Source organism: Mesorhizobium sp. LNJC405B00 (assembly GCF_000502615.1).
GTDB lineage: Bacteria > Pseudomonadota > Alphaproteobacteria > Rhizobiales > Rhizobiaceae > Mesorhizobium.
The window spans coordinates 304,951-330,810 of record NZ_AYWC01000007.1 but is presented as its reverse complement, the minus strand read 5'-3'; the positions used below and the strand labels follow the sequence as shown (position 1 = coordinate 330,810).

The following is a 25,860-nucleotide window of genomic DNA, read 5'->3' as shown; positions in this document are numbered from 1 at the left end:
CGGCGTACCGGCTCGGCCGGGCGCTGCACTGGCGCCTGAGGCGCCGGGCGCAGGGCGCGCGGTTCGGCATTGTCGCCGCCACGTCCCGATTTCGCAACGATATCCGAAAGTTCCTTGAGCGCGTTGATCTGCTCGGCAACGGCACGGCGGATCGCCGAGGTCGATTCCTTGGCCTCTTCCGGCATTTCGATGACGCCCTTCTTGAGCTCGGCGCGGGTGAGGTCGAGCTCGCTCTTGATCGAGCTTGCGGTGCGCCGCATCTCCTCGGTCGCATCGGCGAACCGGCTGGTTGCCGAATCGACCACTTCCGTTATGGCGATGCGGATCTTGTCGGCTGATGCCAGCGTCTTGCCTTCGGCATTCTGCATCGTCTGGCCGACAAGGTTTTCGAACGAACGCATCACCTTCTCGAGGTCTTCCGACTTCTTGACCAAGCCGACGGCGAGATCTTCGAGCGACGATTGCCGCTCAAGCGTGTGCTCCAGATTGCTCTGCGCCGAGCTCAACAGATCCGAAGCCGAGGACAGCAAGCGGCTGTGCTCGTCGAACTTGGTGGCGATCGAGGCCACTTCGCGCAGGGTCGACGACGACAGTTCGGTAAGCCGCGTCGTGTTCGAATCGACCAGGCGTGCCGAGCTGGCGAAGGTCTGCGCGGCCTTTTCGGTGGTTGCCGCGAAGCTTTGCGTGCTGCCGCTCAGACGTTCGTCAACCTGGCCGAGGTTGATCGCCGCCTGTTCGATCAGCTCACCAAGCTGCGAGCTGGAGACGCTCATGCGGCCGATGAGGTCGGCGACGCTATCGGCGAGCGACGAGCGTGCGCCTTCGACGGCCGACAGCGTTTCGGCGGTGCGGCTGGCGAGCGCGTTGACGAGGGCGGCATTTTCGCTGCGCAGCTTCTCGGTCGCGCGTTCGGTGACCTCTTCCATGCTCTTTTGCAGTTCCGAGCCGCCCTGGGCGAAGCGCTCGACCAGCGGCCGCGCGGTTTCGTCCAGGATCTTCGCCATCTCGGCCGAACGCGCCGCCAGCATCGTGTTGAGCTCGCGGGTATTGGTGCCGATTGTCTTGGCAGCGTCGTTGGTGCTTTGGCCGATGTGCTGGCCGACCGCGGTAAAAGTCTCCGCAATCGTGTTGGCGCGCGAGATCAGCTGAGCTTCTGCGCTGGAAACCTGCTCGTTGAGCTTCTGGCCCATCGTCTCCGTCGTATAAAGAAGGCGGTTCTCGACGCTGGCGACCTGTTCCTCGACGCGCGAAGCTGCGGACGCAACGCTCGCGGCCAGCCGCTCGTCGGCGCCGGCAAGAGCCTGCTCCATCTCGCGGGCGTGGACGGCAAGTTCCTGGCCGGTCTGGCGTGCGCGTTCGGCAACACGCTGCTCGGTGCTGGCGAAGGCACCGACGATGTTGTCGGCATGCTCGCCGATTGTCGACGTGGAGTCGGCGATGCGCGACACCAGGCGGTGATCGGCCTCGTCGAAGATGCGGCTGATCTCGGTGGCGCGTGCCGACAGCGCGTCCGAACCCTCGGCAATGCGCGAGATCAGTTGCTGGTCGGCGGCGTCGAAGATGCGGCCAAGGTCCGAGGCGCGGGCGGCCAGCGCTTCGGCGGATTCGCCGATGCGCATGCTCAGCCGCTGGTCGGCGCCCTCGAAGTTACGCAGGATGTCGCCGGCGCGGTCGGCCAGCGACTGCGCCGTCTCGACCGCGCGGGCGACCAGCTTCTGGTCGGCGGCGTCGAACGTGCCGGCGATCTCGCCGGCGCGGGCAGCCAGCCGTCCGGCCGTTTCTTCGGCGCGGGCGAGCAGCGAGTTCGACGTCTCGTCATGCCGGGCAAGCAGCACGCTCGTTGTGTCTTCGGCGCGAGCAAGCAAGGCATTCGTCGTATCCTCGGCGCGAGCAAGCAGGGCGCTCGATGTGTCCTCGGCACGTGCGTGCAGACGGCGATCCGCGTCCTCGAAGGTGCGGGCGATGTCCTCGGCCCGGGCCAAAAGGGCGGCCGAGGTCTGCTCGGCACGCTCGGCGATCTTGCGGTCGGCGTCACTGAAGGCAGCACCGGCCTGTTCGTGCAGCGCGCTGGTGACTTCCATCACCTTCTCGCGCAGCGCGCCGGCAACGAAGACGGCGCTCTTTTCGAGCACGCTGCGGACATTGTCGACACCCACCGACAACGCGCGCTCCATGGTTCCGGCGCGCTCTTCGATGATGCCGGTCTGCTTGCTGAAGGCCTGCTCGATCTTCTCGACATCGGCAGCGATTGCCGCCGAGATATCGGTGCTTCTGCCGGCAATCTGGTCGATATGGCCCGACAGCGAGCGGTCGACATCCTTACGTATGTCGGCGAGCTTTGCCAGATCGTCTTCCAGCGCCTGGGTCAACATGTTGCGGCCTTCGGCCAACTTGCCGACATGGCCGGCGATGATGTCGTCGACCTCACCGCGGCTTGCCGACAGCTTCTGCAGGTCGGCTTCCAGCGCACGTTTCAGGATGTCTCGGCCCTCGGCCAGCTTCTCGACCTGGCCTGCGACCAGTCCGTCGATGCTCGACCGGCTCTCGGCCAGCTTGGCGAGGTCGTCCTCGAGAGCCTTCGACAGCGTCGCGCGATCCCGGACGAGCTTGTCGCTGTGACCCTCGATCAGGCTGTTGACATTTTCCAAATCCGCTTCCAGCACCCGTGCGAACTCGCCACGGTTTTCGCTCAGCTTCTGCGACTGGTCGGCAATGGCGCTCCTGATCGCATTGAGATCGGCTTCGAGCGCCCGTGTGAGGATGTCTCGGCCCTCGGCGAGCTTCTCGACCTGTCCGGCGACCAGCCCATCGATGTTGGAGCGGCTCTCCGCCAGCTTGGCGATGTCGTCTTCCAGTGCCTTTGAGAGCGCCGAACGGTCCTGGACGAGCCTGTTTTGATGATCGGCCATGATGCCGCTGACATTGTGCAAATCGTCCTGAAGCGCCTGGGATAGCGTCGAACGATCCTGGACAAGCCGGCTCGAGTGGTCGGTGATCAGGCTGTTCACATTCTGAAGGTCATCCTTAAGCGCCTGGGATAGCGTCGAACGATCCTGAACAAGCCGGTTCGAGTGGTCGGCGATCAGGCTGTTCACATTCTGCAGATCGGCCTCCAGTGCCTTGGAAAGCTGACCGCGCTCTTCCGCCACCTTGTCGGAATGACCCGCGATGGCGCCCTTGATGGTGTTGAGGTCGGCTTCGAGCGCGCGCTTGAGGATATCGCGGCCCTCGGCCAGCTTCTCGACCTGGCCGGCGACCAGCCCGTCGATGCTCGACCGGCTCTCGGCGAGCTTGGCGAGGTCGGCCTCGAGCGTCTGTGACAACAGGCCACGATCGTCGGCAAGCCGGCTCGAATGGTCGGAGAGCAGGCCTCTGATGCCGGACAGGTCGTTCTCCAGCGCCTTGCTGAGTTCGGTGCGATCCTCGGCCAGTTTCGCAGAGTGGTTCTCGATCACGCCCTTGATGCCGATAATGTCGTTTTCGAGCGCCTTGGTCAGGATGGCGCGGCCTTCGGCGATCTTTTCAACCTGGCCGGCGACCAGCCCGTCAATCGAGGCGCGGCTGTCGGCGAGCTTGCCGAGATCGGCTTCCAGGGCGCGCGACAGAATGTTGCGGCCTTCGGCCAGCTTACCGACATGCCCGGCGACCATTTCGTCAATGATCGTACGGGCTTGCACAAGTTTTCCGGAGTCTTCATGCAAAGCCTGGTTGAGCCGGTTGCGGCCTTCTTCAAGCCGCTCGAGATGGCTGCCCAGCGACGCGTCGATGGCGGCGCGCGACTCGTTGACCTTGCGCAGATCCTCTTCCAGGGCGCGCGAGATCAGGTTGCGGCCTTCGGCCAGCTTCTGCACCTGGTTCGTTACGGCCGCATCGATGCCGGCACGGCCCTCGGCGAACTTCGCCAAGTCCGCCTGCATGGCAGCCGCCATGCGTTCGCGGCTTTCGGACAGCTTGCGGCTGTGGTTTTCGACGGCGTCCTCGATGCCGACACGGGCATCGGCAAGACGCTGGATGTCGGTGTCGAATGAGCGCGACACGACATGGCGGGCGGCTTCCATCCGGCCGGCGAAATCGCTGGCGCGGGCTTCGAGCATCGACGAGGTCGACGAGACGATGTCGGCCATGTCGGCGCCGATCTGGGTCTTGCCCTGATCGATCATGGCCGACAAATGATCCTTGCTCTCGGCAAAGGTGTGGGCGATCTCGCGGGCGCGCTCGACCAGCGTTTCGTTGATCTGGCGGGCGCGCGCCTCGAGCGCGGCGTTGAGCTTCTGCGTGCCGGTATCGAGTGCTTCGGCGCGGGTCTGGAATTCGCTGATCAGCGCCTGGCCGCGCTCGGCCAGCGTCCGCTCGATGCCGTTCAGGCTGGACTCGAATTCCGAGCTCAGGGTGCGGGCGGCGCCGCCGAGCAGCGACACCATACCGGTGGTGCGGTCGTCGAGCAGGTCGGTCAGCGACCGGGTCAGGCCGTCTGTGGTGTCCGTCAGCTTGGCGATGCGGGTGTCGAGCAGCGAAGCAAAGGCTTCGCCCGATGTCGACAGCCTGTCGGTGATTGAATCCAGCCGGGTTTCGACGGAATCGAAGATCGACATCGAGCTTTCATTGATGCGGTCGATCAGCGTGTCGCCGGAATTGGTGATCGTCATCGACAGCTTGGTCGACGCGTTGAGGATAGAGTCGCGAATAATGTCGGAGGCGGCGCCGATCTCGTCCTTCAGCGTTTCATGCGCGCCGGTGATCGAGGCGCGCACGCGCTCGGCATGAGTGACGACGGCTTCGCGCTCGCTGCCCAGCCCGTCGACCAGCGACCGGATGCGCGATTCATTCTCCGAATAGGAGCGTTCGATCTGGTTGACCTCGCTGTGGACCAGCGTTTCGAGCTCGACGGCGCGCGCCAGCGTGCGCTCGATGCCTTCGCCCATCGCCGCCACTTCACGGCGAACGGCCTGGCCGATCATCATCACGCGATCCTGGGCGAGGTTTTCCGGCTCCGCCAGACGGAAAGCCACTTCCGTCATCGACTGGGCGGCAATGCGCATTTCCTGCGCGCGGCGGATCATCGCCGCGAAGGCCCAAAACAGGACGACCGGTATGATTGCCGCGATCGCCAGGCCGATCAGTTCAGGGCGGGCCAGGATTTGATCGAAAGTACGAATTTTCCAGATGCTGGGGCCAAACAGCAGATTGGCGAGGCCGCCGGCGCCGGCGATCCAGGCCAGCGACACGAACGCCACGACCCAATAGATCGTGCTCGACGCGCGCCGGTTGAGGCTGTGCAGCAGCGTCTTGTAATCTTTTTGGCGGTCATCGTTTGCCGGCTTGAAGCCGGCTGGCTGGGCGCTGTTGCGCGATTCGACCGGGCGCAGCTCGGCGGGCTTGGCTGCCGGCTTCGCACTCTGGTTTTGTTGGACGGGCGCGTTTTGAGCGGGGGCGGGCTTCTGGGGGCGGCCTTCGCGCGCCAGTTCGTCCGCGGCCTGCGATATCTGCGCTTCCAGATCTTCCATCGACGCCGCGATATCGAGATCGCCGCTGCCGTCTCCGCTGAGATCGAGGTCTAGTGCCTTTTCGAGTTCCCTGGCTACGTCGCTGTCGAGAGTTCTGGTCGTCGTTGGTTTCTTCGCCATGCCTTCGCTACCCTGTACTAGCTGCCGAGGGACTTCTTATTTTTGCCTGATTCTGGCTCGTCTTATCCCACGCAGGAGGCTGAAAATGGACCTTCGTATCGTAATGACACACAGGGGTAAAGAAAACATGCATTCCGCGAGATACGTAAAACTTTAAATATAAGGTTAACGACAACGTGATCTAACCGCCTCAGCGGCAACAATTTTCCAGCCCATTCATTAACGCGTTGGCGACGAAAATCGCCTAGTTTTTTCGGCGATCGGCACAAGGAGTTTCAAATTGGTACGCGGTGAAAGCGGCATTGCCTTCTCAATGCCGGGCGGCGATGCGTCGGGACCGGCCCGTTCGCGCCCAGTGGATCTGGCCCATCTGGCCCGTCAGACTATGGGCGATCGCGCCCTCGAACAGGAGGTATTGGCGCTGTTCGTACAGCAGGCGCTTTCCGTCCGCGACAGAATAGTCGATGCCGATGTCAGGGAGCGACTGCTTCTGGCGCATGGGCTGAAAGGTTCGGCGCGCGGGGTCGGCGCCTTTGCCATCGCCGACTGCGCCACCTCGATCGAACAGCAGCCGGAAGATGCGCGCATCCTCAAGCGCCTCGGCACCCTGATCGAGGAAGTGCGCGATTTCATCGCCGCCATCAGCCGGTAATGGCTGCCGCTCGGCAGCGGCCACCGGGATGAATCGACGGGGCCAGGGCGTGCTTTGGCCGCTTTCCGAAAAAACGTCACAAAGCGGCGCTTTCGCGCGGCAGTTGACTTGTCCGGCGGAGTGATTATCTCGGCTGGGACTCCCTTCAGGTGACAAATGACCAAGCTGACCTTCATTGCCCATGACGGCACTCCTTTCGATGTCGAGGCCGAAAACGGCTCGACCGTCATGGAGAATGCGATCCGCAACGCGGTGCCGGGCATCGAGGCAGAATGCGGCGGCGCCTGCGCCTGCGCGACCTGCCATGTCTATGTCGACGAAGCCTGGACGGCCGAGGTCGGCGAGCCGGAGGCGATGGAAGAGGACATGCTGGACTTCGCCTATGACGTCCAGCCGAACTCGCGCCTGTCCTGCCAGATCAAGGTGCGCGACGCGCTTGACGGCCTCGTCGTGCGCGTGCCGGCTCGCCAGGGTTGATCTCCCGTAGCATCTGATTTTTCCCGCCGCCGCTTGGCAGCGGGCCAATGCTCATGCAGTCTCGCGCCAGTTTCGCCCCAGTTTGACAATGAGGCTCGCCTGGCATGACCGATATAATCAAGACGGACGCACTCATTGTCGGGGCGGGGCCGGTCGGCCTGTTCGCCGTGTTCGAACTCGGCCTCTTCGACATGAAGTGCCATCTGATCGATATCCTCGACCGGCCCGGCGGCCAATGCGCCGAACTCTATCCGGAAAAGCCGATCTACGACATTCCAGGCTGGCCCTCGATCTCGGCGCAAGGGCTGGTCGACAAACTGCTCGAGCAAATTCACCCGTTCAAGCCGGATTTTACCTTCAACCGCATGGTCTCCAGCCTGGAAAAGCTGGACGACGGCTCATTTCGGGTCACCACCGACGAGAACGAGGTGTTCGAAGCCAAGGTGGTGGTGATCGCCGCCGGTGGCGGCTCGTTCCAGCCCAAACGGCCGCCCATTCCCGGCATCGAGGCCTATGAGGGCAGGAGCGTCTTCTATTCGGTGCGCCGTATGGAGGAATTCCGCGGCCACGACCTCGTCATCGTCGGCGGCGGCGATTCCGCACTCGACTGGACGCTGAACCTGCAGCCGGTGGCAAAAAGCGTGACACTGGTCCACCGGCGCGCGGAATTCAGGGCGGCGCCCGACAGCGTCAACAAGATGTATGCCATGCAGGAGATGAAGCAGCTGGAGTTCCGGGTCGGCCAGGTGAGCGGCCTGACCGGCGCCGACGGCGAGCTGGCCTCTGCTACCATCAAGGGCGGGCCTGACGGCGACATCGAGGTGCCGTGCACGCGCATGCTGCCGTTCTTCGGCCTGACCATGAAGCTCGGCCCGATCGCCGAATGGGGGCTCAACCTTCATGAGAACCTCATTCCGGTCGATACCGAGAAATTCCAGACTTCGGTGCCAGGCATCTTTGCCGTCGGCGACATCAACTGGTACCCAGGCAAGCTGAAGCTGATCCTGTCGGGTTTTCACGAGGTGGCGCTGATGGCGCAGGCCGCCAAGCGCATCATCAGCCCCGGTGAGCGCATCATCTTCCAGTACACGACGTCGTCGACCAGCCTGCAGAAGAAGCTCGGCGTCGTGGAGTAGGTCCTACAGGGCTTTCCGGATCACTCCACCAGAACGACTGGCGCCTCGGCGTCGTCGCGGCCGCGCAGTGACTTCTCCGGCATCAGCGCCAGCGTCATCAGCGCCAGCACGAGCGTGACGGCCGCGGCAAGGAAGATCATCATGAAGGGCGTCGCCGAGACGATCTGTCCGGCAGCCGGCGCGCCTTCGCCGGCAAGCGGCAGGCCATAGCCGAGCGCGACGGCGCCGAGCATGGCGACGCCGAGCGCGCTGCCCAGCGAACGCAGGAAGGTCAGCACGCCGGTGGCAACGCCGAGATGCGCGCGGTCGACGGCGTTCTGCACCGATACGGTGGCGACCGGGAAAGTGGTGCCGCTTCCAAGGCCGATGCAGATGGTCAAGAGCTCGACCACCAGCAGCGAGGCGCGGCCAGCGACCAGGCTGAGCACGCCAAGACAGACAATGGCGAAGAGAACGCCGACCATGGCGATGCGCTTGTAGTGGAAGAAGCGCGGTATCGTGCGGCCGCTGAACGTCGCGCCGGCGACCGTTCCGAGCAGCAGGCCGAGCATGGCAAGGCCCGACTGGCTGACCGACAGGCCGATGATCGACTGCAGATAGACCGGCAGGTACACCGACAGGCCGATATTGGCGGCCTGCAGCAGGAACATCGACGCCGTGCCGGCAAGCACGATCGGATTGCTCAGCACTTCAAGCGAAATCAGCGGCTCGGCCGCACGCATCAGCCTGAGCGCGAACGCACCCCAGAAGACCGCCGAACAGGCCAGCAGGCCGACGATCTCGCGCGAGGCCCATGGATAGGCGCTGCCGCCCCAGTTGAGGGCCAAAAGCAGCAATGCCGTCGCCACCACCAGAAGCAGCGCGCCCGGCGCGTCGATGCGATGCCGCTTTGCGGCGACCGGCAGTTTGCGCAGCGGCTTGTTGATGATGGCCATGGCCAAGATGCCGAGCGGGATATTGATCCAGAAGATCAGCGACCAATGCAGATGTTCGGCAAATCCGCCGCCGAGCAAAGGCCCGGCGATGCTGGCGACCGCCCAGGTGCCCGAAATCCAGGCGGCATAACGCGCGCGTTCGCGCGGCGGCACCAGGTCGCCGATGACGATCTGCGCCAGGGCGAACAGGCCGCCGCCGCCCGCACCCTGGATCGCCCGGCCGACAACCAACACGAACATGTTGGGGGCCATGGCGCTGACCAGCGATCCCAGAAGGAAGATCAGGATCGCCGCATAGACGGTCGGCCGGCGGCCATAGACGTCGGAAATCTTGCCGTAGAGCGGCGCCATGGCCGTCGCCGTCAGGAGATAGCCGGTCACGATCCACGGCAGGTAGTCGGCATGGCCGAGCGAACGGCCGATGGTCGGCATGGCCGGCGCGACGATTGTCTGGTCAAGCGCCGCCAGCAGCATTGACAGCAGGATGCCGGCGATGATGACGTTCTTCTCGCTTTCCGTAAGCGGCGCGGCGGGAGGCAGCCTAGCCGGCTTGTCGACAGCTTGGTCCATATCAGTTCATCCATAAAGTTTGAGAGCGATTGCGCGGCGCCAAATGGCCGCTCCGCTACGCGCCGCCTCAATTGGTCTTGATCTGGTGTTTCGAAGCTCGCGCCTTGCCAGCCTGACATATCTTGCGAGCCTGACATATGTCGTCCCGTATAGGCCGATTTCGACCTATGCCCGAAAATTTTCTGGGGCTGGCCTCATGTTTCGGCAGAATTGGCTTGTATCGGTCCGTGTTTCAGCCGGGCGGAAGCTGGCCGTTCTCGACGCGCTGCATGCGGTAGCGCAGCAGCCGCAGGATGCGGCTTTCGAAATTCACGCCTTCCACGCGGTCGAAGCGCAATTGGTCCTGGTCATGCCTGGCGAGTTCGGCCGCGGTGATCTGCGCCGCCTTCGCCTTGGCCCCGGCGCAGGTCTTTTGCGCAAAGCTCGCGTTCAGCGCGTCTTCGAGCAGACGGCCGTGGTTCTTGGCGATCTCGACATGACGCTCCTCATGGCGCTTGATGTCGGCCGACAGCGTGTCCCAGAACAGCCTGACATCGGGATCGGCCTTGCGCGGCCTGCGCCACTCCGGAAGGATGACCTTGACCTTGACGGTAACGGCGGCCTTGGCGATGCGGCAGGTGTCTGCGGTTTGCGCGTAGCTGATGCGGGTGGTGAACGCCATCTGGGTGGCGCCTGGATGCCGCATCCCGGTGCTTTTCACCTCGGGTCCATGCTTCGACAATTGCGTCTCGATGTCATCGAGCGTGCTGCCGCCGATGGCAAAATAGCTGTAGGTCTTCACCAGATTGGCAGCATTCGCCGGCAGGACGGTCAAAGCCAGCATCAGGGCGCAGAGCAGGGGTCGTTTCATCATGTTGCCTCTTCACTCACCTTGCTTTACGGCCGTTGCCGGCGCAACGGAATTGATCTTCCACCGATCACGCATCGTTGATGGATTGCAAGCGCTCGATGAGCCACATGCCAATGAGCCACATGCCAATGAGACACATGGTTGAAGGACAATGACGACAAGGCGATGGCAACTGGCGCATAAGTGCCATCTCGACCTTGGCGAGAAAGCCATTGTGGTCGGCATTCTCAACGTCACGCCCGACAGTTTTTCGGATGGCGGACTGTTCATCACGCCTGACCAGGCGGTGGCGCAGGCGCACCGCATGGTGGAAGAAGGCGCCGCCGTCGTCGATATCGGCGGGGAATCGACGCGCCCCGGCGCCTCGCCCGTGACGCCTGAAGAAGAGCAGGCCCGCATCCTGCCGGTCATCGCCGCGCTCGCCGGTTCAGGCGAAGCCCTGATTTCGGTCGACACCTATCGCGAGGAAACCGCGCGCCTCGCCGTCGCCGCCGGCGCGCATATCGTCAACGATGTCTGGGGCTTGCAGCGTGAACCCGGCATCGCCCGCGTCGCCGCCGAGACCGGCGCCGGACTGGTCATCATGCATACCGGGCGCGGGCGGCAAAAACTGCCCGACGTCATCGCCGACCAGTTTTTGTTCCTCAAGGCTTCGCTGGAAGTCGCCAGGCGCAGCGGCGTTGCGGACGATCATATCGTACTCGATGCCGGCTTCGGCTTCGCCAAGGAGACGGCTGAGGAAAACCTCGACCTGATGGCGCGGTTTTCCGAGCTTAAGGAGCTCGGTTTTCCCTTGATGGCCGGCACCTCCAGAAAACGCTTCATCGGCACCGTCACCGGCCGCGAAGCCGGCGCGCGCGCCGCCGGGACGGCAGCCACCAGTGTCATTCTGAGGCTGAAGGGCGCCGATCTGTTTCGCGTCCACGATGTCGCAATCAACGTGGACGCACTGGCAGTCGCCGATGCTATGCTGGCGCGCGAAAAGCCAGGACGCTGAGCCCAGGACACTAAGAAATGTACGTCATCCGCATGAAGAACTGCGCCTTCTTTGCCCGGCACGGCGTGCTGGATGAGGAAGAGGCGCTTGGCCAGCGTTTTTATGTCGATGCCGAGTTGACGGTCGAGCCCAGCCGCCCGCTGGTGGATGATTCCATCGAGGACACCGTCAATTACGGCATCGCCTTCACGGTGATTGAAAAGATCGTCACTGGACATCGCCGCTTCCTGATCGAGGCGCTGGCGCTCGAAGTGGCGAAGGCGCTGACTTCACGGTTCCCGCAGATCAGGAAGGCCGAGATCACCGTGCGCAAGCCCAACGCACCGGTGCCCGGCGTGCTCGATTATGTCGAGGTGACCGTTGTCTGGCCAGAGTAACAATAACACGGTCTATCTCAGCCTTGGCGGCAATCTCGGCGATCCCTCGGCCTCGATGGCGGCGGCGCTGCGCCTGCTCGACGCCGACGAGAGCACGCGCGTCGTCGCCGTCTCCTCACTTTACCGCACGCCGCCCTGGGGCAAGCTCGACCAGCCGGATTTCCTCAACGCCGCTGCCGAAATCTCGACCTCGCTGGCGCCAAGGGCGCTGCTCGACCTCTGCCTCGAGGCCGAGCGCAAGCTGAAGCGGGTGCGCGAGGAGCGCTGGGGTCCGCGCCTGATCGACATCGACATATTGGTGTTCGGCGACCGCACAATCCACGAAACCGGGCTGGAGGTGCCGCATCCCCGAATGGTGGAGCGCGCCTTCGTGCTGGCGCCCTTGGCAGAGATCGCGCCGGATCTGGCGGTGGGCGGCAGGAGCGTGACCGAGCGGCTCAGCGCCGTCGATACGTCAGGCATAGAGCGGCTGGCTTCCGGCCGCGATTGGTGGCTGGGTTAACCGGAGAAGCCGCCGCCATCGAGAAATGCCTGTTCGTCCGCCGTCGTCTCGCGGCCAAGCATCTTGTTCCTGTGCGGAAAGCGGCCGAAGCGCTGGATGATGTCGCGGTGCTCGATGGCGTATTTCACATACTCCGGCGCCCTGGCGGTGGTGAGCTCGACCGATCTGTCCTGGTCGGCGGGCAGTTCCGAATGTTCGTAGGGCAGGTACAGGAAGACGCGCAGGTTTTCTTCCAGCGAAAGGTCATGGCCGGCCGCAATCGCCTTGGCGGCAAAGTGCCGTGCCAGCGGATCGGTGGCGTACATATGGCCTGAGCCGCGAAAGCAGTTGCGCGGAAACTGGTCGAGCAGGATCATCAGCGCCAGCGAACCCTCGGCATGCTCCGACCATGCGTCGCACTCGCGCCGCCCGGCGGCAAAGTGCAGGTCGAGAAACCTGCTGCGGAAATCCGCGTCGAAGACGTCGTTCTTCTCGAACCACGCGTCTTCGCCGGCCTCGCGCCAGAATTTGGTGACGGCGAGCGCGCGCTCATCCGATGCGGTCATCAGCTTTCCCCCTGATCGGCGGGCTCGGGCTTGTGCAGCACGCCGGCCGTCTCTTCGTTCAGCGCCTGGCCGGGCCGGCGCGGTTGCGTCAGCGGCGTCGGGATCGGCGTGCCGGTATTGCCCCTGAGGAAACGTTGCCCGGCGCGGACGCCTTCGGCCAGCTGCGTCTCCAGTCGGGCATTGTCGCGCCGTCGCACATCCTCGATGACATCGGCGACATCTTCCGGCTCGACGCCCAAAACCTCGAGCGCGGAACCGCCGAAGACGAGGGCCGATTCGAAGGTCTCGCGCAGCTGGAAGTCGACCCCGGCGCGGATGAGCGACAGGGCGGTGCCGCGATCGAAGGCACGCGCCAGGACAGTCAGCAACGGGAACTCCGCCTTGATCAGTTCCGCCATGCGCACCGTGGCGTCCGGCTTGTCGACGCAGATCAGCACGGCGCGCGCGCGGCCTGCACCTGCGGCGCGCAGAATGTCGAGCCGCGTGCCGTCGCCATAGTAGACCTTGAAGCCGAAATCGGCGGCCGCCTGTATCATTTCGACATCATTGTCGATGATCGACACATCGATGCCGCGCAACAAAAGCGGCTGGCTCGCGATCTGGCCGAAACGGCCGAAGCCGATGACCAGCACGCTGCCGGTAAGGCCGTCGGCGATGTCGACGCCTTCAAGCGACTGCTCGTCGCGCGGCGTCAAATATTTGAGCGCAATGATGGCCAGCGGCGTCAGCACCATGGAGATGATGATGATAGCGGTCAGCGTTGCGTTGGCCCGGCTGTCGATGATGCCAACCGCCGCCGCGGCCGAATAGAGGACGAAGGCGAATTCGCCGCCTTGCGCCATGATCACGGCGCGTTCCAGCGCTTCACGATGACCGCTCTTCAGCATGCGGGCGACGAGATAGATGCCGAGCGCATTCATCGCCATGTAGGCGACGACATAGACGGCGATCAGCCGCCAGTTGTCGGCCACCACATGCAGGTCGAGCGACATGCCGACGGCGAGGAAGAACAGGCCAAGCAGGATGCCGCGGAATGGCTCGACGTCGGCCTCCAGCTGGTGGCGGAAGGTCGATTCCGACAACAGCACGCCGGCCAGGAAGGCGCCCATCGCCATCGAGAGGCCGGAAAGCTGCATAACCAGCGCCGACCCCAGCACGACCAGAAGTGCTGCCGCCGTCATGACTTCGCGCGCCTTGGCGTCGGCCAGGATGCGGAAGAACGGGTTGAGCAGATAGCGGCCGGCCACCACCAGCCCGACGATGGCGCCAAGACCGATGCCGATTTCGGCCAGCCTCTGCTGCAGGGTCATCTCGGCGCCGCCCGGCGCCAGGAAGGCGACCAGCGCCAGAAGCGGCACGATTGCCAGATCCTCGAGCAGCAGGATGGACACGATGCGCTGGCCCTTCGGGCTGGCCATCTCGCCACGCTCTTCGAGAAGCTGCATGACGATCGCCGTCGAGGTCAGGACGAAGCCGGCGCCGGCAACGAAGGATTGCGCGATCGGAAAGCCGCCGGCGAGACCAACACCGGTAAGCAGCAATGCGCAGACGCCGACCTGCAGCGCGCCGAGGCCGAAAATCTCGCGGCGCAGGCCCCATAGCCGCGACGGCTGCATCTCCAACCCGATGATGAACAGGAACATGACCACGCCGAGTTCGGCGACATGCAGGATGGCTTCCGATTCGGAAAAAATGCCAATACCGAACGGGCCGATGACCACGCCCGCGGCGAGATAGCCGAGGATCGAGCCCAGCCCCATGCGTTTGAAGATCGGAACGGCGACGACGCCTGCGGCAAGCAGCGCCACCACCTGAATGAGATCGCTGCCCGATGCTTCCGCTGCCATGCCTCTTGTCCCTGTGTCCGACAGCACTCCTTGCATGCACTGGGAGCGGGAGGCAAGGGCGGGAAGTAGCCTGCCAGGATGGGTAGGGTGCCGCGGCAGCGATTCCCCGGTGGAACAACAGTCTGCGCTTGCCTGTCGGACGGCCGGTATCTATATCTGACAAATGCCTGATTATTCGTCCCGGCCGTCGCCGCTGCCACATATCCCGATGGATGCGCTCAGCGAAGTTCTGCAAGACTTTCGTTTGAGTGGCGTCAACTATGGCCGCTGCGAACTCCGGCACCCCTGGAGCATAGACTTTCCGCAACAACAACTGCTTCGTTTTCACTTTGTCGGCCAGGGTCCATGCTGGATTCACACCGAAGCGCAAGGCTGGCAGGAGTTGCGCGATGGCGATCTGGTGCTGCTGCCGCAAGGCATCGCCCATCGGCTGGCGAGTGCGCCGGACGTGGTGGGCGACTCGCTCGAGGGCTGCCAGGTGATCAAGTTGGGCGGCAACGTTTGCGAAGTGATACGGCAGGGAACGGGCGCGACAAGCACCCTTTTCTGCGGCTCCATGTCTCTCGGCTCCTATGCGCTCAATCCGTTGATCACGTTGATGCCGCCTCTCATCAAGGGTTGCGACGTGGCCGGCAATGACCCGATGGTCGGCCCTTTGCTGGCGGCCATGACGGTGGAGGCCGCGCAACCGCAGATGGGCAGCGCCACCATCCTGTCGCGTATGGCGGATTTGCTGACAGCCAGGCTCATACGCTGCTGGGTCAATTGCAACGGCGCCTCGACCATCGGTTGGCTTGCAGCCATCCGCGACCCCCATATAGGGCGCGCTCTGGCGGCCATGCATCGCGATCCCGGCCACAACTGGACGCTGGGAGGCCTGGCCGGCGTGGCAGGCCAATCGCGTTCGATTTTCGCCGAGCGCTTCAGCGCGGTATTGGGTGAGGGCGCCGCACATTATCTCGCCCGCCTGCGCATGCAGCTTGCCCGCGAATTGCTGGGCCAAAACGGCTTGTCTGTTGCCGAAGTCGCTACCCGTTTGGGCTATGATTCCGAGGCGTCCTTCGCCCGCGCGTTCAAGCGCATCACCAATGTCTCGCCAGGCGTTGTGCGCCGCACAATTCCCGGACGAATGGATATGAATTTCGGATTTTAAGGTACATAACATCCGGGCGGACTCGCCTATCTAAGATCTCCAAACTGTGGAGATCTTCCCGTGACTGACACAACATTACAGCTTGAAGACGCCGCCATTGGCCTTGATGCCGATGCACCAGCCGCGTGGAGCGCGGCCACCTGGTTCGCGGTCCTTTCATTGGCGGCCACCAGCTTTGCCCTGGTGTCTGCCGAATTCTTGCCGGCAGGTCTGTTGACGCCGATGGCGCGCGATCTCGGCATCAGCGAGGGAACGGCCGGACAGGTCGTCACCGCCACCGCTTCCGTTGGCGCCGTGACGGCCATGTTGAGCAATGTTCTCATCGGTCGATTGAACCGCAAGGCGGTGCTGGTTGGCCTCATGGCCCTGGCGGTCGGTTCCAATATTCTTGCGGCGCTGGCGCCCAATTTCTGGCTGCTGTTGCTGGGCCGGGCCGGGTTGGGGATCGCTCTTAGCGCTTTCTGGGCACTTTCCGTTGCCGTCGTGGCGCGGCTGGTTGGCGCCAATTCGACAGGTCGCGGCATGGCGATCGTGACCCTCGGCGTCTCGCTCGCCACCATTGCCGCGCCGTCGATGGGTGCGTTGATCAGTGACTGGCTGGGATGGCGCAGCGCCATGGCCATGACAGCGGGGCTGGCCGCGCTTGCCATGCTGCTACAGCTTCTCAGCCTGCCGACCTTGCCTGCGGCGGCAAGCAACAGCCTTGCAGACGTCTTTCGGCTGACGCGGCGGCGTGGCATCCAACTCGGCATGCTTGCCATTGTTCTGCTGATGACCGGGCATTTTGCCGGCTCGGTCTATGTGCGCCCGTTCCTCGAACAGGTGACGCTCCTCACAACCGGGCCGATTGCCCTGGCGCTGCTCGGGTTCGGCATCGCCGCTGTGATCGGCAATATTGCTGGTGGCCGCCTGGCCGACACCAACATCCACATGGCCCTCGCAGTTACCGCCGCGTTGATGGCGTTTGCGGCACTCGCTTTGGTGCTTTGGGGCGCGCAAACCGGCGTTGCCTTCGGCTTTGTTACGCTGTGGGGCTTCGCCTTCGGCATGGCGCCGGTGGTGCTGCCGACCAATATGTCCCGCGCGGCGCCTGATGCGCTGGAAGCAGCAGGCAGCCTGATGGTCACTTCCTTCCAGGTTGCCATCACCGTCGGCGCGGTTGTCGGCGGTTATGTCGTGGACACCTATGGTGCTACGGGGCCTTTGACCCTAACCGCCGTCCTTGCCGCGGCGACGGCCGCACTGGCGCTGCTGCAGCCTCGTGGCTGAAACCTCGCTTCGTCTGACACGGGCGGCCTCAATCAGGCCGTCCGCGCCGTTGCAGCAGCGCTGCACAGGTTTATGCGCCGCACACGTTGCGTTTTGCCGCAATCGGCGGCTATGGGACGCCAGGCTTCGGCCGTTGGAAGGCAGCGACGATCAAGTTCTGCCTTCGTGAGGAGAATGACTGACATGAAGAAGTTTTTGCTCGTCGGCGTGGGTGTCGCCATGCTTGCCGCATCGGCCTGTTCGAAGGCGCCTGAATGCACGCAGGAAATCGCGGCCAAGAAGGCGCAGGAAATGACCGCCGCGCTGCAGGAAGCGATCACCAAGGATCCGACCAAGGCCGCCGACCTGACCGCCAAGGTGCAGGCTGTGACGACCAAATATCAGGGCGCCACCACGCCGGCCGACGCCTGCAAGGCCTATGACGAGCTGACGGCCGCCATCAAGGGCTGATTCTTCGTTCGGAAATTGAGGAAGGCGGTGGCTCGAGTAGCCGCCGCCTTTTTTGCTGGTGTTCTTAAAGCGCATCGCGCTGACACGGAGGACCGCCGGCACGCACAGGACCATGACACGTTGGCCTTGCTGTGGCTTGGGCCATCGGAGACGCTGACATCGTCGGTTGCGCGCCACATGTCCAGTCGCGGCAGAAAGGTGCCGCCCGAGCGGCCCGTGCTTGAGGAGCGCCAACCTGGCCGCAAGGTGGCGTGTCCTTCCCGACATCGAGCTGAGCGGAACAGCTCAGCTATCGCGCAGTGCAACCCCGTTCCGCGCTTTTTTCGGGGAACCGCTTGAGAGTCAGTTTTTGGCGATGGAGCCGACTTCGACGGCGTCGACGCGCTTGAGGCTCATGCCGATGACCGGCACCAGCTGCTGGTCGACGCGCACGGCGATGGTCACCGTCATCGAATTGTCGTCGGGAATGCGGGCCTGCATGACGCCGTGCAGCTGGTTGCGGTTGATGGTGAAGACGACTTTGCGGGCATCGACCACGTTGCCGCCGATGATGTCCAGGCCCGACCCCGCGGCGCCGCCCATGAAATTGCCCTTGTAGTCGCGGCCCTTGCGCTCGACGGTCGCCGACATTTTCTGGGTGAAGACACCGACGCGGCAGCCGCCATCGAGCGTCATGCCGGTCTTGTTGTCCGGCGTCGAGCCGTCGAAGCTGCAGGTGAACTTCGTGCCCTTGTATTTGCCGGCGATGATTTCGCCCGGGCCGACCCATTTGCCTTCGACGGTGCGGAAGAACTGTTTGTCGGGCTCGGCTGCAAAGGCTTTCCCGGTCGGGCCCAGAGGTGCTGCAAGCGCGACCAGGGGCAGGACGCAGGACAAGATTACGCTTTTCATAGACGACACCCGGCAACAAGGAGGCTGTTGTTGGACGACCATGAACAAGATTGGTTAATGCTTGGTGACCGCGAGAGGGCGTTCACTTGCTTGAGGCGGGTGCTTCATTCTCTTTTTTGGCGGCAAACGAGGTCAGCGCCGACAGGAAATCGCCCATACCCGGCCGCCTGCCGGCAATGAAGGGCAGGGGCCGCGCCGTCTCCATGGCAGCAATGCCGATACGCGCCGTCATCATGCCGTTTACCACGCCTTCGCCGAGTTTCGCCGACAGCCGGGCGGCAAGGCCATGGCCGACGATCTGCTGGACGAAGCTGTCGCCGACGGCGATCGAGCCGGTCACCGCCAGATGGGCAAGAACGCTGCGCGCCAGCCGGAAAAAGCCCAGCGTGCCCGGCCTGCCGCCGTAGAGTTCGGACAAGCGGCGGATCAGGCGCCCGGCCTCGAACACGACATAGGCAACGTCTACGAGTGCGCGGGGGCTGACGGCGGTGACCAGCGACACGCGTTTGGCTGCTTCGAGGATCATCACCTTGGCTCTCGCATCGAGCGGCCCGAGAATCTCGGCCTCGGCCAGTCGCACCAGATTGCCGCCGTCGATGATCTCGCCGCGCAATTCGGCCAGGGAGCGCCTGCCGGCCGCGGTTTCGGGTTTCGCAGCGACAAAGGCCGAAAGCTCTTCGACGACGGCCCTTGCAGCCTTCGGATCGTCGCGCGCCACGGCATCGAGCGCCCGCTTTTGCAGTTTTTCGACCTCGGCCAGCCGGGCAATAGCCAGGAATTCCCGCACCAGCACGACCGCGAGCGCCAACACGACAATTGCGGCCATTGCCGCTGCCAGCCAACCCAGCCACTCTGCGCGCTCGAACAGGTCGCGGATGAGCTGGTCGGTCCACAGGCCGACGGCGAGCGAAACCAGCACGCCGGCCGCGCCGAAAAACAGGCTGGAAAACAGCGAGCGCCTGCGCGGTGCGGTCGCCGGCGGCGGTTCGGCGGCGACAATGTCCGGCTCATCGAAGACATCGATCTCGGCCGGCACGACGACGGTGCGCGACTTGCGTGCCGGCGGCTCGGCATGGGGGCGGCGCGTTTCCTGCTTCGGTTCGGCCTCCGGCTCGATGCGGAAAGCTGCCGGTCTGCGGGGCGCGGTCATGCCAGATGGTCTCCGATCAGGAACTGCAAGGCGCGGTCGAGCCTGATATGCGGCAGCGACAGCGTGACGCCTTCAGCGGTGCGTTCGAGCTTTGGCGGGCGAAAGCGCACGAAACGGATCGCCGGATCGTCGCTGCTCTGCCGGTGGTCGGCTTCGGAAACGTCGAAAACCGCGTCAATTTTCTCCGGCAAGTCCCCGGGAAATATGGCCGTTTCGGCTTTGCCATCAAAGGTTTCGCCGTTGATCTTCTCGCCCTTCAGCGGCGTGCCTATGATCACCGGCAGGGTTTCGCGGCCTTGCTTGACCGTGCCTTCGCGCGTCGCGCGCACCGCCGCCATGGCGACCACGTCGACATCGGCGCCGGTGAAATTTGCCCGCGCCACGGCGCGGTCGGCAAGCCGCCGCACGATTGCCTGCAGCCGGTCATGGCTTTCGTGATGCAAATGGTCGGCCTTGGTCGCGGCAACCAGAATGCGGTCGATGCGGCGTGAAAACAGGTCGGTGAGGAAATTGCCTCGGCCAGGACGGAAACAGGAGAGGATTTCGGTCACCGCGCGTTCCAGGTCGGCCATCGCGCCGGGGCCGGCGTTCAGCGCCTGCATGGCGTCGATCACCACGATCTGGCGGTCGAGGCGGGTGATGTGTTCGCGGAAGAACGGTTTCACCACATGCGTCTTGTAGGCCTCGTAGCGGCGCTCCATCATCGCTTGCAGCGAGCCGGACCGCGGCCGTTTCTCACCCTTGAGCAGCAAGGGCGCGAAGGTCAGCGCCGGCGATCCCTCGAGGTCGCCAGGCATCAGGAAACGGCCGGGCGGCAAGGTCGAAAGCGCCCGCTCGTCGAGCTTGCAGGCCTTGAGGTAGGCGGCAAAACTCTCGGCGAGGCGCCGCGCCGTCATCTCGTCGGCGTCGGCATTGGGTTCGATCCTCGCCGACAGCGCCCGCCAGTCCTGCGACAGGTCGGCCCGCACCGGCAGCATCGCCATCTCGAACGCCTCGCGCGAAAAATCTGCGAAGGATTTGCCGAGCAGCGGCAGGTCGAGCAGCCATTCGCCGGGGTAGTCGACGATGTCGACCGACAATCGGCCGCTGGAAAACATCCGGTTCCAACCGGAGGCAGACTCATATTCGATGGTGAGCCTGAGTTCCGAAATGGCGCGCGTCGAGTCCGGCCAGGTGCGGTCGTTGACCAGGGCGGAGATATGGTCCTCGTACTGAAAACGCGGCACGGCATCGTCCGGCTGTTCCTCGAGGAAGGCGCGCGCGATCCGTCCCGACTTCTGCGCCTCGAACAGCGGCAGGCGCCCGCCATGGATGAGATTGTGGACGAGAGCCGAGATGAACACCGTCTTGCCGGCCCGGGACAGGCCGGTGACGCCCAGCCGAAGCGACGGCGAAAAAAGCCCGCTCGCACGCCCCGACAGCGTATCCAGGGCAATTCTCGCTTCGTCGGTGAAAGTGGTCAGCGATGATGCCAAAATCTGTTCTCTCAGGCGTGCTCTTGCGCCCGATATAGGCTTTGCGGTTCAAGTTTGAAATGGCGCCCGGCCTCGGCCGGCTCGGCTCAGAGATCGACGGGCGTCAGGAAGGCTTCGAGGTAGCCCGCGCCTTGCGCAGCCTCGGTGAGGGTGCCGTCGAAGCGCACGACCGCAAGGCCGGAGGTCGGGAAACCATGGTTCATGATGGCCCGAGCAGCCTCGTCGCCGTCGCCCGAGACCGCCATGGCAAGGTCTTCCGTCATCGGATTGTGGCCGATGACCAGCAGCGAGCCGAGGCCGCCATTGCTGCGGATGATGGCGAGGTAGCCGGCGGCATCCTCGCTGTAGAGCGTGTCGAAGAACAGCACCCGGCCGGTATCGGTGTGGCCGGCGATGCCTTCCAGCGTCTGGCGCGCCCGCTTGGCGTTGGAGCAGAGCGTGATATCGGGGATGTAGTTGCGGGCACGCATCGCCGTCCCCATCATTTCGGCATCGGCAATGCCGGATGCGTCGAGCGGGCGATCGAAGTCGCGCACGCCGGGAAGGGCCCAGCCAGCCTTCGCATGCCTCAACAGATACAGTCTGCTCACCGGACCCCCAATGGTGTGCTGCCCACCAATGACACAACTGGATTAGCCACGAGAAAGGCCTGAGGCACAATGGGCGGCGACGCCCAAGCGCAGCGAATCATGTGCGAATTCGCCCGCGCCCTTGCTATGGAAGGCTTTGCTGAGGATCGCCCGCGCGGCATTAACAATTGCGTGAAACGCGCGCGGATTACGCTTGTGCAGCCTTCTCTGCGCGAATATATAGGCGCCAAATTTGGGGTTGTTGGGTGAGTCGAATGAACGATATCGTTACAGCCAATTACGTACCCTCCGAAGACGAGCCGTTCATGAACGAACGGCAGAAATCCTACTTTCGCCTGAAGCTCGTCACCTGGAAGACCGACATACTGCGCGAAGCGCGCGAAACCCTCGAAATCCTGCAGCAGGAAAACGCCAACCATCCCGATCTCGCCGATCGCGCTTCCTCGGAAACCGACCGCGCCATCGAGCTTCGGGCCCGCGACCGCCAGCGCAAGCTCATTTCAAAGATCGATTCGGCGCTGCAGCGCATCGATGAAGGCACATACGGCTATTGCGAGGAAACCGGCGAGCCGATCGCGCTGAAGCGGCTGGATGCGCGTCCGATCGCGACCTTGTCGATCGAAGCGCAGGAGCGCCACGAACGCCGCGAGAAGGTCTATCGCGACGATTGAGCCGCTGCCGTCAGGCAGGACTGTTTCATCAGAAATGGCCGGGTTTCCCGGCCATTTCTGTTTTTGGCCGAAGGGTTTAGTCCGCCCCCAAGTTAAAGCGCGTCGCGCTGAAACGGACGACACGCTCAAGCGGCGTTCGATCGGGAATCGGCAAGATGTGACGGTTCGCCGGGCTTTATCGTTTCTGGCTGGCGAGTTCGCCGAGCAGCTTGGTCATCTCGTCGTCGAGAGACTGCGGTGCCTTCGCAGCCGGCTTGCTTGCCGGTTTGGGGTGCGAATCGTCGAGCGAGACCTCGAGTTCCCGCATCAGCGTATCGTCGATGGACTCATGCTTCGGTGGCGGGGCCTGCCGGGCAGTATTGGCGGCGGAGCCATAGGCCGGCAGCGGTGTCACATTGCTCGCCTGGTAGATTTGAGCCGGTTTCGGCGCCGGTGCGGCCTGGCGCGGCGGAACGGCGGCTGGAGCAGCCCTTACCGGTTGCGGCGGTGGCGCCTGCCTTGCGGGCGCGGTGGGAGCGGGTTGTGCTGCGCGCGGCCGCGGCGCCTGTTGCTGCTGGCCAACACCGCCATCGCCGGTCAATGCCGGACGGCGTGGCGCTGCAAGTCTGATATCGCGCTCGACGACAACGTCGGTCGGGCCGCCGATCAAAAGCAGGTGTTCGATGTCGTCGCGACGGATGAGCACCAGCCGGCGGTGGCTGTCGACCGCCGTGGCGTCCATGACCGCCAGCCGTGTCTTGCGGTTCCTGCCGCCGGCAACGAAGGTGCCGAAGGTCAGGTTGCGGACCAGCCTGATGATGATGAGCACGATGACCAGCAGGACAAGGGCAGCAAACGTCCACAGCAGCGCTGCGGCATATCCGGGACCCGCCACATTATCCAGCCACTGCATCGGTGCCCCCAATCGGCTTTTGAAGTGGAGGGACACTAGACCGTTGCGGCCAGCCACCGCAAGTTGCCTTCACGCTTCGTGAACAGCTTGAAAACACCGACGCGTCATTTTTATCCGACATTTGCCGCCAAGGCCTTTTCCGGATTAGGAGAATGTGATTCAACCGGCCGGGGGCGGTGTCGACAACTCACGAGCAGGGGGCATATGGCCAGGGAAACGCGCGGCGATTTCTATCCGGTACCGATCGTCGATCAGAACACGCGGCCAGGCGCGGTTACCCGGCTCATCGTGTTCATCATCGTCCTGACCGGGGCCGCGATCGTTTTCGGCATTTTCCGCGAGCGTCTTGGCGATCCGTTCCTGCTCGGCATGCTGGGCGTGCTTGCCATGATCGGCGTCGGCTTCCTGTTCGCCACGGCCATCGGCTTCGTGCAGATCGCGCCGCGTTCGACCGGGGACGAACTGTCGAAGGCCTTCGTCGATTCGATGTCGCAGGGCCTGATCGTCACCGACACCAAGGGCCGCGTCGTGTACGCCAACCGGGCCTACGCCGAGATGATCGGTGCTGCGTCGGCCGCCGATCTGAAGACGGTCGAAGGCCTGCTTTCCGATGTCCCCGAAGCTTCGGTGACCATATACCGGCTGGCCTCGGGCTTGCGCGATGGCCAGGCCGGCGACGGTGAGTTCCGGCTGGCACAGTCGATCCGGCCGGGCGCCGAACCCGGCGCGCGCTGGTACCGGGCGCGGGCCCGGACCTTCAGCGTTCCCGGTCAGCGCCTGCCGATGCTTGCCTGGCAGCTTGCCGACATCTCGCAGGAACGGGCCGAGCAGGAGCGTTTCTTCCTCGACTTGCAGAAGGCCATCGACCATCTCGACCATGCGCCGGCCGGTTTCTTCTCGGCCGACCAGGAAGGCCGTGTCACCTACATCAACGCCACGCTCGCCGAATGGCTGGGCATCGATCTGGCGAGCTTCACCCCTGGCGCCGTGACACTCCCGGAAATCGTCGCCGGCGACGGCATGGCGCTGGTGCGCTCGGTCAAGGCCGATCCCGGCACCACCCGCAACGCCGTCATCGATCTCGATCTTACGACGACGACCGGCGAGGCGCTGCCGGTGCGCTTCATGCATCGGGTCTCGGCCAGCCGCGAGGGGACCAACGGTCCCACCCGCACCATCGTGCTCAACCGCACGCAGGGCGAGGACGCATCGGCCGATCTTCGGGCTTCGGAGGTACGCTTCACTCGCTTCTTCAATTCGACGCCGATGGCCATTGCCGCCGTCGACAATGGCGGCCGCATCCTGCGCACCAATGCGCCGTTCCTGTCGCTGTTTTCCTCCGTCGTCGACGGCGACGCGGTCGACCGCCGCGTGCGGCTGGACACCGTGATCCACGAGCGCGACCGGCCGGCCTTTGCCGCCGCGTTCGAAAAGGCGCGGCTGAGGCAGGCCGACATCGAGCCGATCGACACGCTGCTGCCCGGCAATGAGGAGCGTCACATCCGCTTCTACGTCAACGCCGTCGCCGACGGCACCGGCGAGGGCGCCGAGGAATCGGCCATCGTCTATGCCGTCGAGACCACCGAGCAGAAGGCGCTCGAGGGCCAGATGGCGCAGAGCCAGAAGATGCAGGCGGTCGGACAGCTCGCCGGCGGCATCGCCCACGACTTCAACAATGTGCTGACCGCCATCATCATGGCGTCGGATCTTTTGCTGACCAATCACCGGCCGTCGGACCCGTCCTTCCCCGACATCATGAACATCAAGCAGAATGCCAACCGGGCGGCCTCGCTGGTGCGGCAGTTGCTCGCCTTCTCGCGCAAGCAGACATTGCGGCCGGAAGTGCTGAACCTGACCGACGTGCTTGCCGATCTCCGGATGCTGCTTGCCCGCCTGGTTGGCAACGAGATCAAGCTGAAGGTCGACCACGGCCGCGATTTGTGGCCGGTCAAGGTCGATATCGGCCAGTTCGAGCAGGTGGTGGTCAACCTGGCCGTCAACGCGCGCGACGCCATGCCGGCCGGCGGCGACCTCACCGTACGCACCCGCAACGTCACCGCCGAACAATGCAAGAGCTTCTCCTACCGCGAGCTCACGCCTGCCGACTATGTCGTGGTCGAGGTCGAGGATAGCGGCTCGGGCATTGCCCCGGACGTGCTGAAGAAGATTTTTGAGCCGTTCTTCACCACCAAGGAAGTCGGCAAAGGCACCGGCCTTGGCCTGTCGATGGTCTATGGCATCATCAAGCAGACCGGCGGCTTCATCTTCTGCGATTCCGAAATCGGCAAGGGCTCGACCTTCCGCATCTTCCTGCCGCGTCACATCGTCGAGGCGAAAAAGCCCGGCGACGTCAGCGAGGCGCCGGTTGCGCCCGTGAAAGCCGCCGACAGCGCCAAGGACCTGTCGGGCTCGGCCACGGTGCTGCTGGTCGAGGACGAGGACGCCGTGCGCATGGGCGGCTCCCGGGCGCTTACATCGCGCGGCTACACCGTCCACGAGGCCTCCTCGGGCGTCGAGGCGTTGGAAGTCTTCGAAGCGCTCGGCGGCAAAGTCGATATCGTCGTGTCCGACGTGGTGATGCCGGAAATGGACGGACCGACGCTGCTCGGCGAACTGCGCAAGCGCCAGCCCGACATCAAGTTCGTCTTCGTGTCCGGCTATGCCGAAGACGCTTTCGCCAGAAACCTGCCGCCGGACGCGCAATTCGGCTTCCTGCCGAAGCCGTTCTCCCTCAAGCAACTGGCCACCGTGGTCAAGGATGTATTGGAGTCCTAGGGCGCCCTAATTCAAAGCTTGCGCAATGACGT

At 64.0% G+C, this 25,860-nt stretch carries 22 protein-coding genes; 12 read left to right on the top strand and 10 right to left on the bottom strand.

Features of this window, described 5'->3' with window-relative positions; translation table 11 throughout:
• A partial coding sequence (locus tag X756_RS13600) for a kinesin (protein WP_023730186.1) occupies window positions 1–5,624 on the bottom strand: 5,624 nt, incomplete at its 3' end.
• A 313-nt stretch (window positions 5,625–5,937) separates the two neighbouring features.
• Between X756_RS13600 and X756_RS149750 the strand changes: the two genes are divergently transcribed.
• The 3 genes from X756_RS149750 to X756_RS149760 all read left to right on the top strand — a co-directional run bounded on the left by X756_RS149750 (window position 5,938) and on the right by X756_RS149760 (window position 7,889).
• Window positions 5,938–6,276 carry an Hpt domain-containing protein gene (locus tag X756_RS149750; protein ID WP_023688665.1) on the top strand — a complete coding sequence of 113 codons (339 nt, stop codon included), beginning with the start codon at window positions 5,938–5,940 and terminating at the stop codon, window positions 6,274–6,276.
• 156 nt (window positions 6,277–6,432) lie between these two features.
• Window positions 6,433–6,753: a 2Fe-2S iron-sulfur cluster-binding protein gene (locus X756_RS149755; RefSeq protein WP_023707481.1), complete on the top strand. Its 321-nt coding sequence runs from the start codon at window positions 6,433–6,435 to the stop codon at window positions 6,751–6,753.
• A gap of 104 nt (window positions 6,754–6,857) precedes the next feature.
• The gene (locus X756_RS149760) at window positions 6,858–7,889 is read left to right on the top strand and encodes an NAD(P)/FAD-dependent oxidoreductase (RefSeq protein WP_023730185.1); all 1,032 of its coding nucleotides are present in this window, start codon (window positions 6,858–6,860) and stop codon (window positions 7,887–7,889) included.
• A gap of 20 nt (window positions 7,890–7,909) precedes the next feature.
• Here the strand turns inward: X756_RS149760 and X756_RS149765 are convergent, their stop codons facing one another.
• A complete protein-coding gene (locus X756_RS149765) occupies window positions 7,910–9,394 on the bottom strand; it encodes an MDR family MFS transporter (RefSeq protein WP_023730184.1) in 1,485 nt (494 codons plus the stop codon).
• A 232-nt stretch (window positions 9,395–9,626) separates the two neighbouring features.
• Window positions 9,627–10,247, bottom strand: a complete 621-nt coding sequence (locus X756_RS149770) for a DUF922 domain-containing protein (RefSeq protein ID WP_023728091.1) — start codon at window positions 10,245–10,247, stop codon at window positions 9,627–9,629.
• A gap of 148 nt (window positions 10,248–10,395) precedes the next feature.
• Between X756_RS149770 and folP the strand changes: the two genes are divergently transcribed.
• Genes folP through folK form a run of 3 tightly spaced genes read left to right on the top strand, consistent with a single transcriptional unit; the run spans window position 10,396 to window position 12,120 of the window.
• A complete protein-coding gene (gene folP, locus X756_RS149775; protein WP_023730183.1) occupies window positions 10,396–11,241 on the top strand; it encodes a dihydropteroate synthase in 846 nt (281 codons plus the stop codon).
• A 17-nt stretch (window positions 11,242–11,258) separates the two neighbouring features.
• Window positions 11,259–11,618 (top strand): dihydroneopterin aldolase, encoded by a 360-nt coding sequence (gene folB, locus X756_RS149780; RefSeq protein WP_023730182.1) that lies wholly within the window; start codon window positions 11,259–11,261, stop codon window positions 11,616–11,618.
• Entirely contained in the window at window positions 11,602–12,120 is a 519-nt protein-coding gene (folK, locus tag X756_RS149785) for a 2-amino-4-hydroxy-6-hydroxymethyldihydropteridine diphosphokinase (protein ID WP_023685987.1), read from the top strand. Before folB ends, folK begins: the two co-directional genes overlap by 17 nt.
• On the opposite strand, the gene X756_RS149790 is transcribed toward folK, so the two are convergent.
• Both X756_RS149790 and X756_RS149795 read right to left on the bottom strand, forming a co-directional pair.
• On the bottom strand, window positions 12,117–12,665 hold the full coding sequence (locus X756_RS149790; protein ID WP_023730181.1) for a DUF924 family protein: 549 nt from the start codon (window positions 12,663–12,665) through the stop codon (window positions 12,117–12,119). The genes folK and X756_RS149790 overlap by 4 nt on opposite strands.
• Window positions 12,665–14,512 carry a monovalent cation:proton antiporter-2 (CPA2) family protein gene (locus X756_RS149795; protein WP_023715853.1) on the bottom strand — a complete coding sequence of 616 codons (1,848 nt, stop codon included), beginning with the start codon at window positions 14,510–14,512 and terminating at the stop codon, window positions 12,665–12,667. Before X756_RS149795 ends, X756_RS149790 begins: the two co-directional genes overlap by 1 nt.
• 163 nt (window positions 14,513–14,675) lie before the next feature.
• On the opposite strand from X756_RS149795, the gene X756_RS149800 reads away from it, so the two are divergent.
• From X756_RS149800 to X756_RS149810, 3 genes are all read left to right on the top strand, one after another.
• Window positions 14,676–15,665 (top strand): AraC family transcriptional regulator, encoded by a 990-nt coding sequence (locus tag X756_RS149800; RefSeq protein WP_023730180.1) that lies wholly within the window; start codon window positions 14,676–14,678, stop codon window positions 15,663–15,665.
• A gap of 60 nt (window positions 15,666–15,725) precedes the next feature.
• Window positions 15,726–16,934, top strand: a complete 1,209-nt coding sequence (locus tag X756_RS149805) for an MFS transporter (RefSeq protein WP_023730179.1) — start codon at window positions 15,726–15,728, stop codon at window positions 16,932–16,934.
• A gap of 183 nt (window positions 16,935–17,117) precedes the next feature.
• The gene (locus tag X756_RS149810) at window positions 17,118–17,384 is read left to right on the top strand and encodes a hypothetical protein (RefSeq protein WP_023673496.1); all 267 of its coding nucleotides are present in this window, start codon (window positions 17,118–17,120) and stop codon (window positions 17,382–17,384) included.
• Between the two features lie 342 nt (window positions 17,385–17,726).
• Here the strand turns inward: X756_RS149810 and X756_RS149815 are convergent, their stop codons facing one another.
• The 4 genes from X756_RS149815 to X756_RS149830 all read right to left on the bottom strand — a co-directional run bounded on the left by X756_RS149815 (window position 17,727) and on the right by X756_RS149830 (window position 21,490).
• Window positions 17,727–18,275, bottom strand: coding sequence for a hypothetical protein (locus X756_RS149815; protein WP_023730178.1), 549 nt, complete (start codon window positions 18,273–18,275; stop codon window positions 17,727–17,729).
• 82 nt (window positions 18,276–18,357) lie between these two features.
• Window positions 18,358–19,425, bottom strand: a complete 1,068-nt coding sequence (locus X756_RS149820; protein WP_023730177.1) for a TIGR01620 family protein — start codon at window positions 19,423–19,425, stop codon at window positions 18,358–18,360.
• Window positions 19,422–20,900, bottom strand: a complete 1,479-nt coding sequence (locus X756_RS149825) for a YcjX family protein (RefSeq protein WP_023730176.1) — start codon at window positions 20,898–20,900, stop codon at window positions 19,422–19,424. Before X756_RS149825 ends, X756_RS149820 begins: the two co-directional genes overlap by 4 nt.
• Before the next feature lie 86 nt (window positions 20,901–20,986).
• Complete coding sequence (locus X756_RS149830; protein ID WP_023730175.1) at window positions 20,987–21,490, bottom strand: histidine phosphatase family protein; 504 nt, start codon at window positions 21,488–21,490, stop codon at window positions 20,987–20,989.
• 69 nt (window positions 21,491–21,559) lie between these two features.
• On the opposite strand from X756_RS149830, the gene X756_RS1000000168835 reads away from it, so the two are divergent.
• Window positions 21,560–21,739, top strand: coding sequence for a hypothetical protein (locus X756_RS1000000168835; protein WP_023696495.1), 180 nt, complete (start codon window positions 21,560–21,562; stop codon window positions 21,737–21,739).
• A gap of 5 nt (window positions 21,740–21,744) precedes the next feature.
• Window positions 21,745–22,161 carry an RNA polymerase-binding protein DksA gene (gene dksA, locus X756_RS149835; RefSeq protein ID WP_023673491.1) on the top strand — a complete coding sequence of 139 codons (417 nt, stop codon included), beginning with the start codon at window positions 21,745–21,747 and terminating at the stop codon, window positions 22,159–22,161.
• Window positions 22,162–22,336: 175 nt separating this feature from the next.
• On the opposite strand, the gene X756_RS149840 is transcribed toward dksA, so the two are convergent.
• Complete coding sequence (locus X756_RS149840) at window positions 22,337–23,053, bottom strand: flagellar biosynthetic protein FliO (protein WP_023693371.1); 717 nt, start codon at window positions 23,051–23,053, stop codon at window positions 22,337–22,339.
• A 204-nt stretch (window positions 23,054–23,257) separates the two neighbouring features.
• Here X756_RS149840 and X756_RS149845 point away from each other — a divergent pair, with 204 nt between their 5' ends.
• The gene (locus tag X756_RS149845) at window positions 23,258–25,828 is read left to right on the top strand and encodes a PAS domain-containing sensor histidine kinase (RefSeq protein WP_023730174.1); all 2,571 of its coding nucleotides are present in this window, start codon (window positions 23,258–23,260) and stop codon (window positions 25,826–25,828) included.
• The last annotated feature ends 32 nt before the right edge of the window (window positions 25,829–25,860 follow it).

Coding starts and splice junctions, on each gene's coding strand:
- X756_RS149750 (WP_023688665.1), top strand. CDS start 5,938: ATGCCGGGCGGCGATGCGTCGGGACCGGCCCGTTCGCGCCCAGTGGAT.
- X756_RS149755 (WP_023707481.1), top strand. CDS start 6,433: ATGACCAAGCTGACCTTCATTGCCCATGACGGCACTCCTTTCGATGTC.
- X756_RS149760 (WP_023730185.1), top strand. CDS start 6,858: ATGACCGATATAATCAAGACGGACGCACTCATTGTCGGGGCGGGGCCG.
- X756_RS149765 (WP_023730184.1), bottom strand. CDS start 9,394: ATGGACCAAGCTGTCGACAAGCCGGCTAGGCTGCCTCCCGCCGCGCCG.
- X756_RS149770 (WP_023728091.1), bottom strand. CDS start 10,247: ATGATGAAACGACCCCTGCTCTGCGCCCTGATGCTGGCTTTGACCGTC.
- folP (WP_023730183.1), top strand. CDS start 10,396: ATGACGACAAGGCGATGGCAACTGGCGCATAAGTGCCATCTCGACCTT.
- folB (WP_023730182.1), top strand. CDS start 11,259: ATGTACGTCATCCGCATGAAGAACTGCGCCTTCTTTGCCCGGCACGGC.
- X756_RS149790 (WP_023730181.1), bottom strand. CDS start 12,665: ATGACCGCATCGGATGAGCGCGCGCTCGCCGTCACCAAATTCTGGCGC.
- X756_RS149795 (WP_023715853.1), bottom strand. CDS start 14,512: ATGGCAGCGGAAGCATCGGGCAGCGATCTCATTCAGGTGGTGGCGCTG.
- X756_RS149800 (WP_023730180.1), top strand. CDS start 14,676: ATGCCTGATTATTCGTCCCGGCCGTCGCCGCTGCCACATATCCCGATG.
- X756_RS149810 (WP_023673496.1), top strand. CDS start 17,118: ATGAAGAAGTTTTTGCTCGTCGGCGTGGGTGTCGCCATGCTTGCCGCA.
- X756_RS149815 (WP_023730178.1), bottom strand. CDS start 18,275: ATGAAAAGCGTAATCTTGTCCTGCGTCCTGCCCCTGGTCGCGCTTGCA.
- X756_RS149820 (WP_023730177.1), bottom strand. CDS start 19,425: ATGACCGCGCCCCGCAGACCGGCAGCTTTCCGCATCGAGCCGGAGGCC.
- X756_RS1000000168835 (WP_023696495.1), top strand. CDS start 21,560: ATGGGCGGCGACGCCCAAGCGCAGCGAATCATGTGCGAATTCGCCCGC.
- dksA (WP_023673491.1), top strand. CDS start 21,745: ATGAACGATATCGTTACAGCCAATTACGTACCCTCCGAAGACGAGCCG.
- X756_RS149840 (WP_023693371.1), bottom strand. CDS start 23,053: ATGCAGTGGCTGGATAATGTGGCGGGTCCCGGATATGCCGCAGCGCTG.
- X756_RS149845 (WP_023730174.1), top strand. CDS start 23,258: ATGGCCAGGGAAACGCGCGGCGATTTCTATCCGGTACCGATCGTCGAT.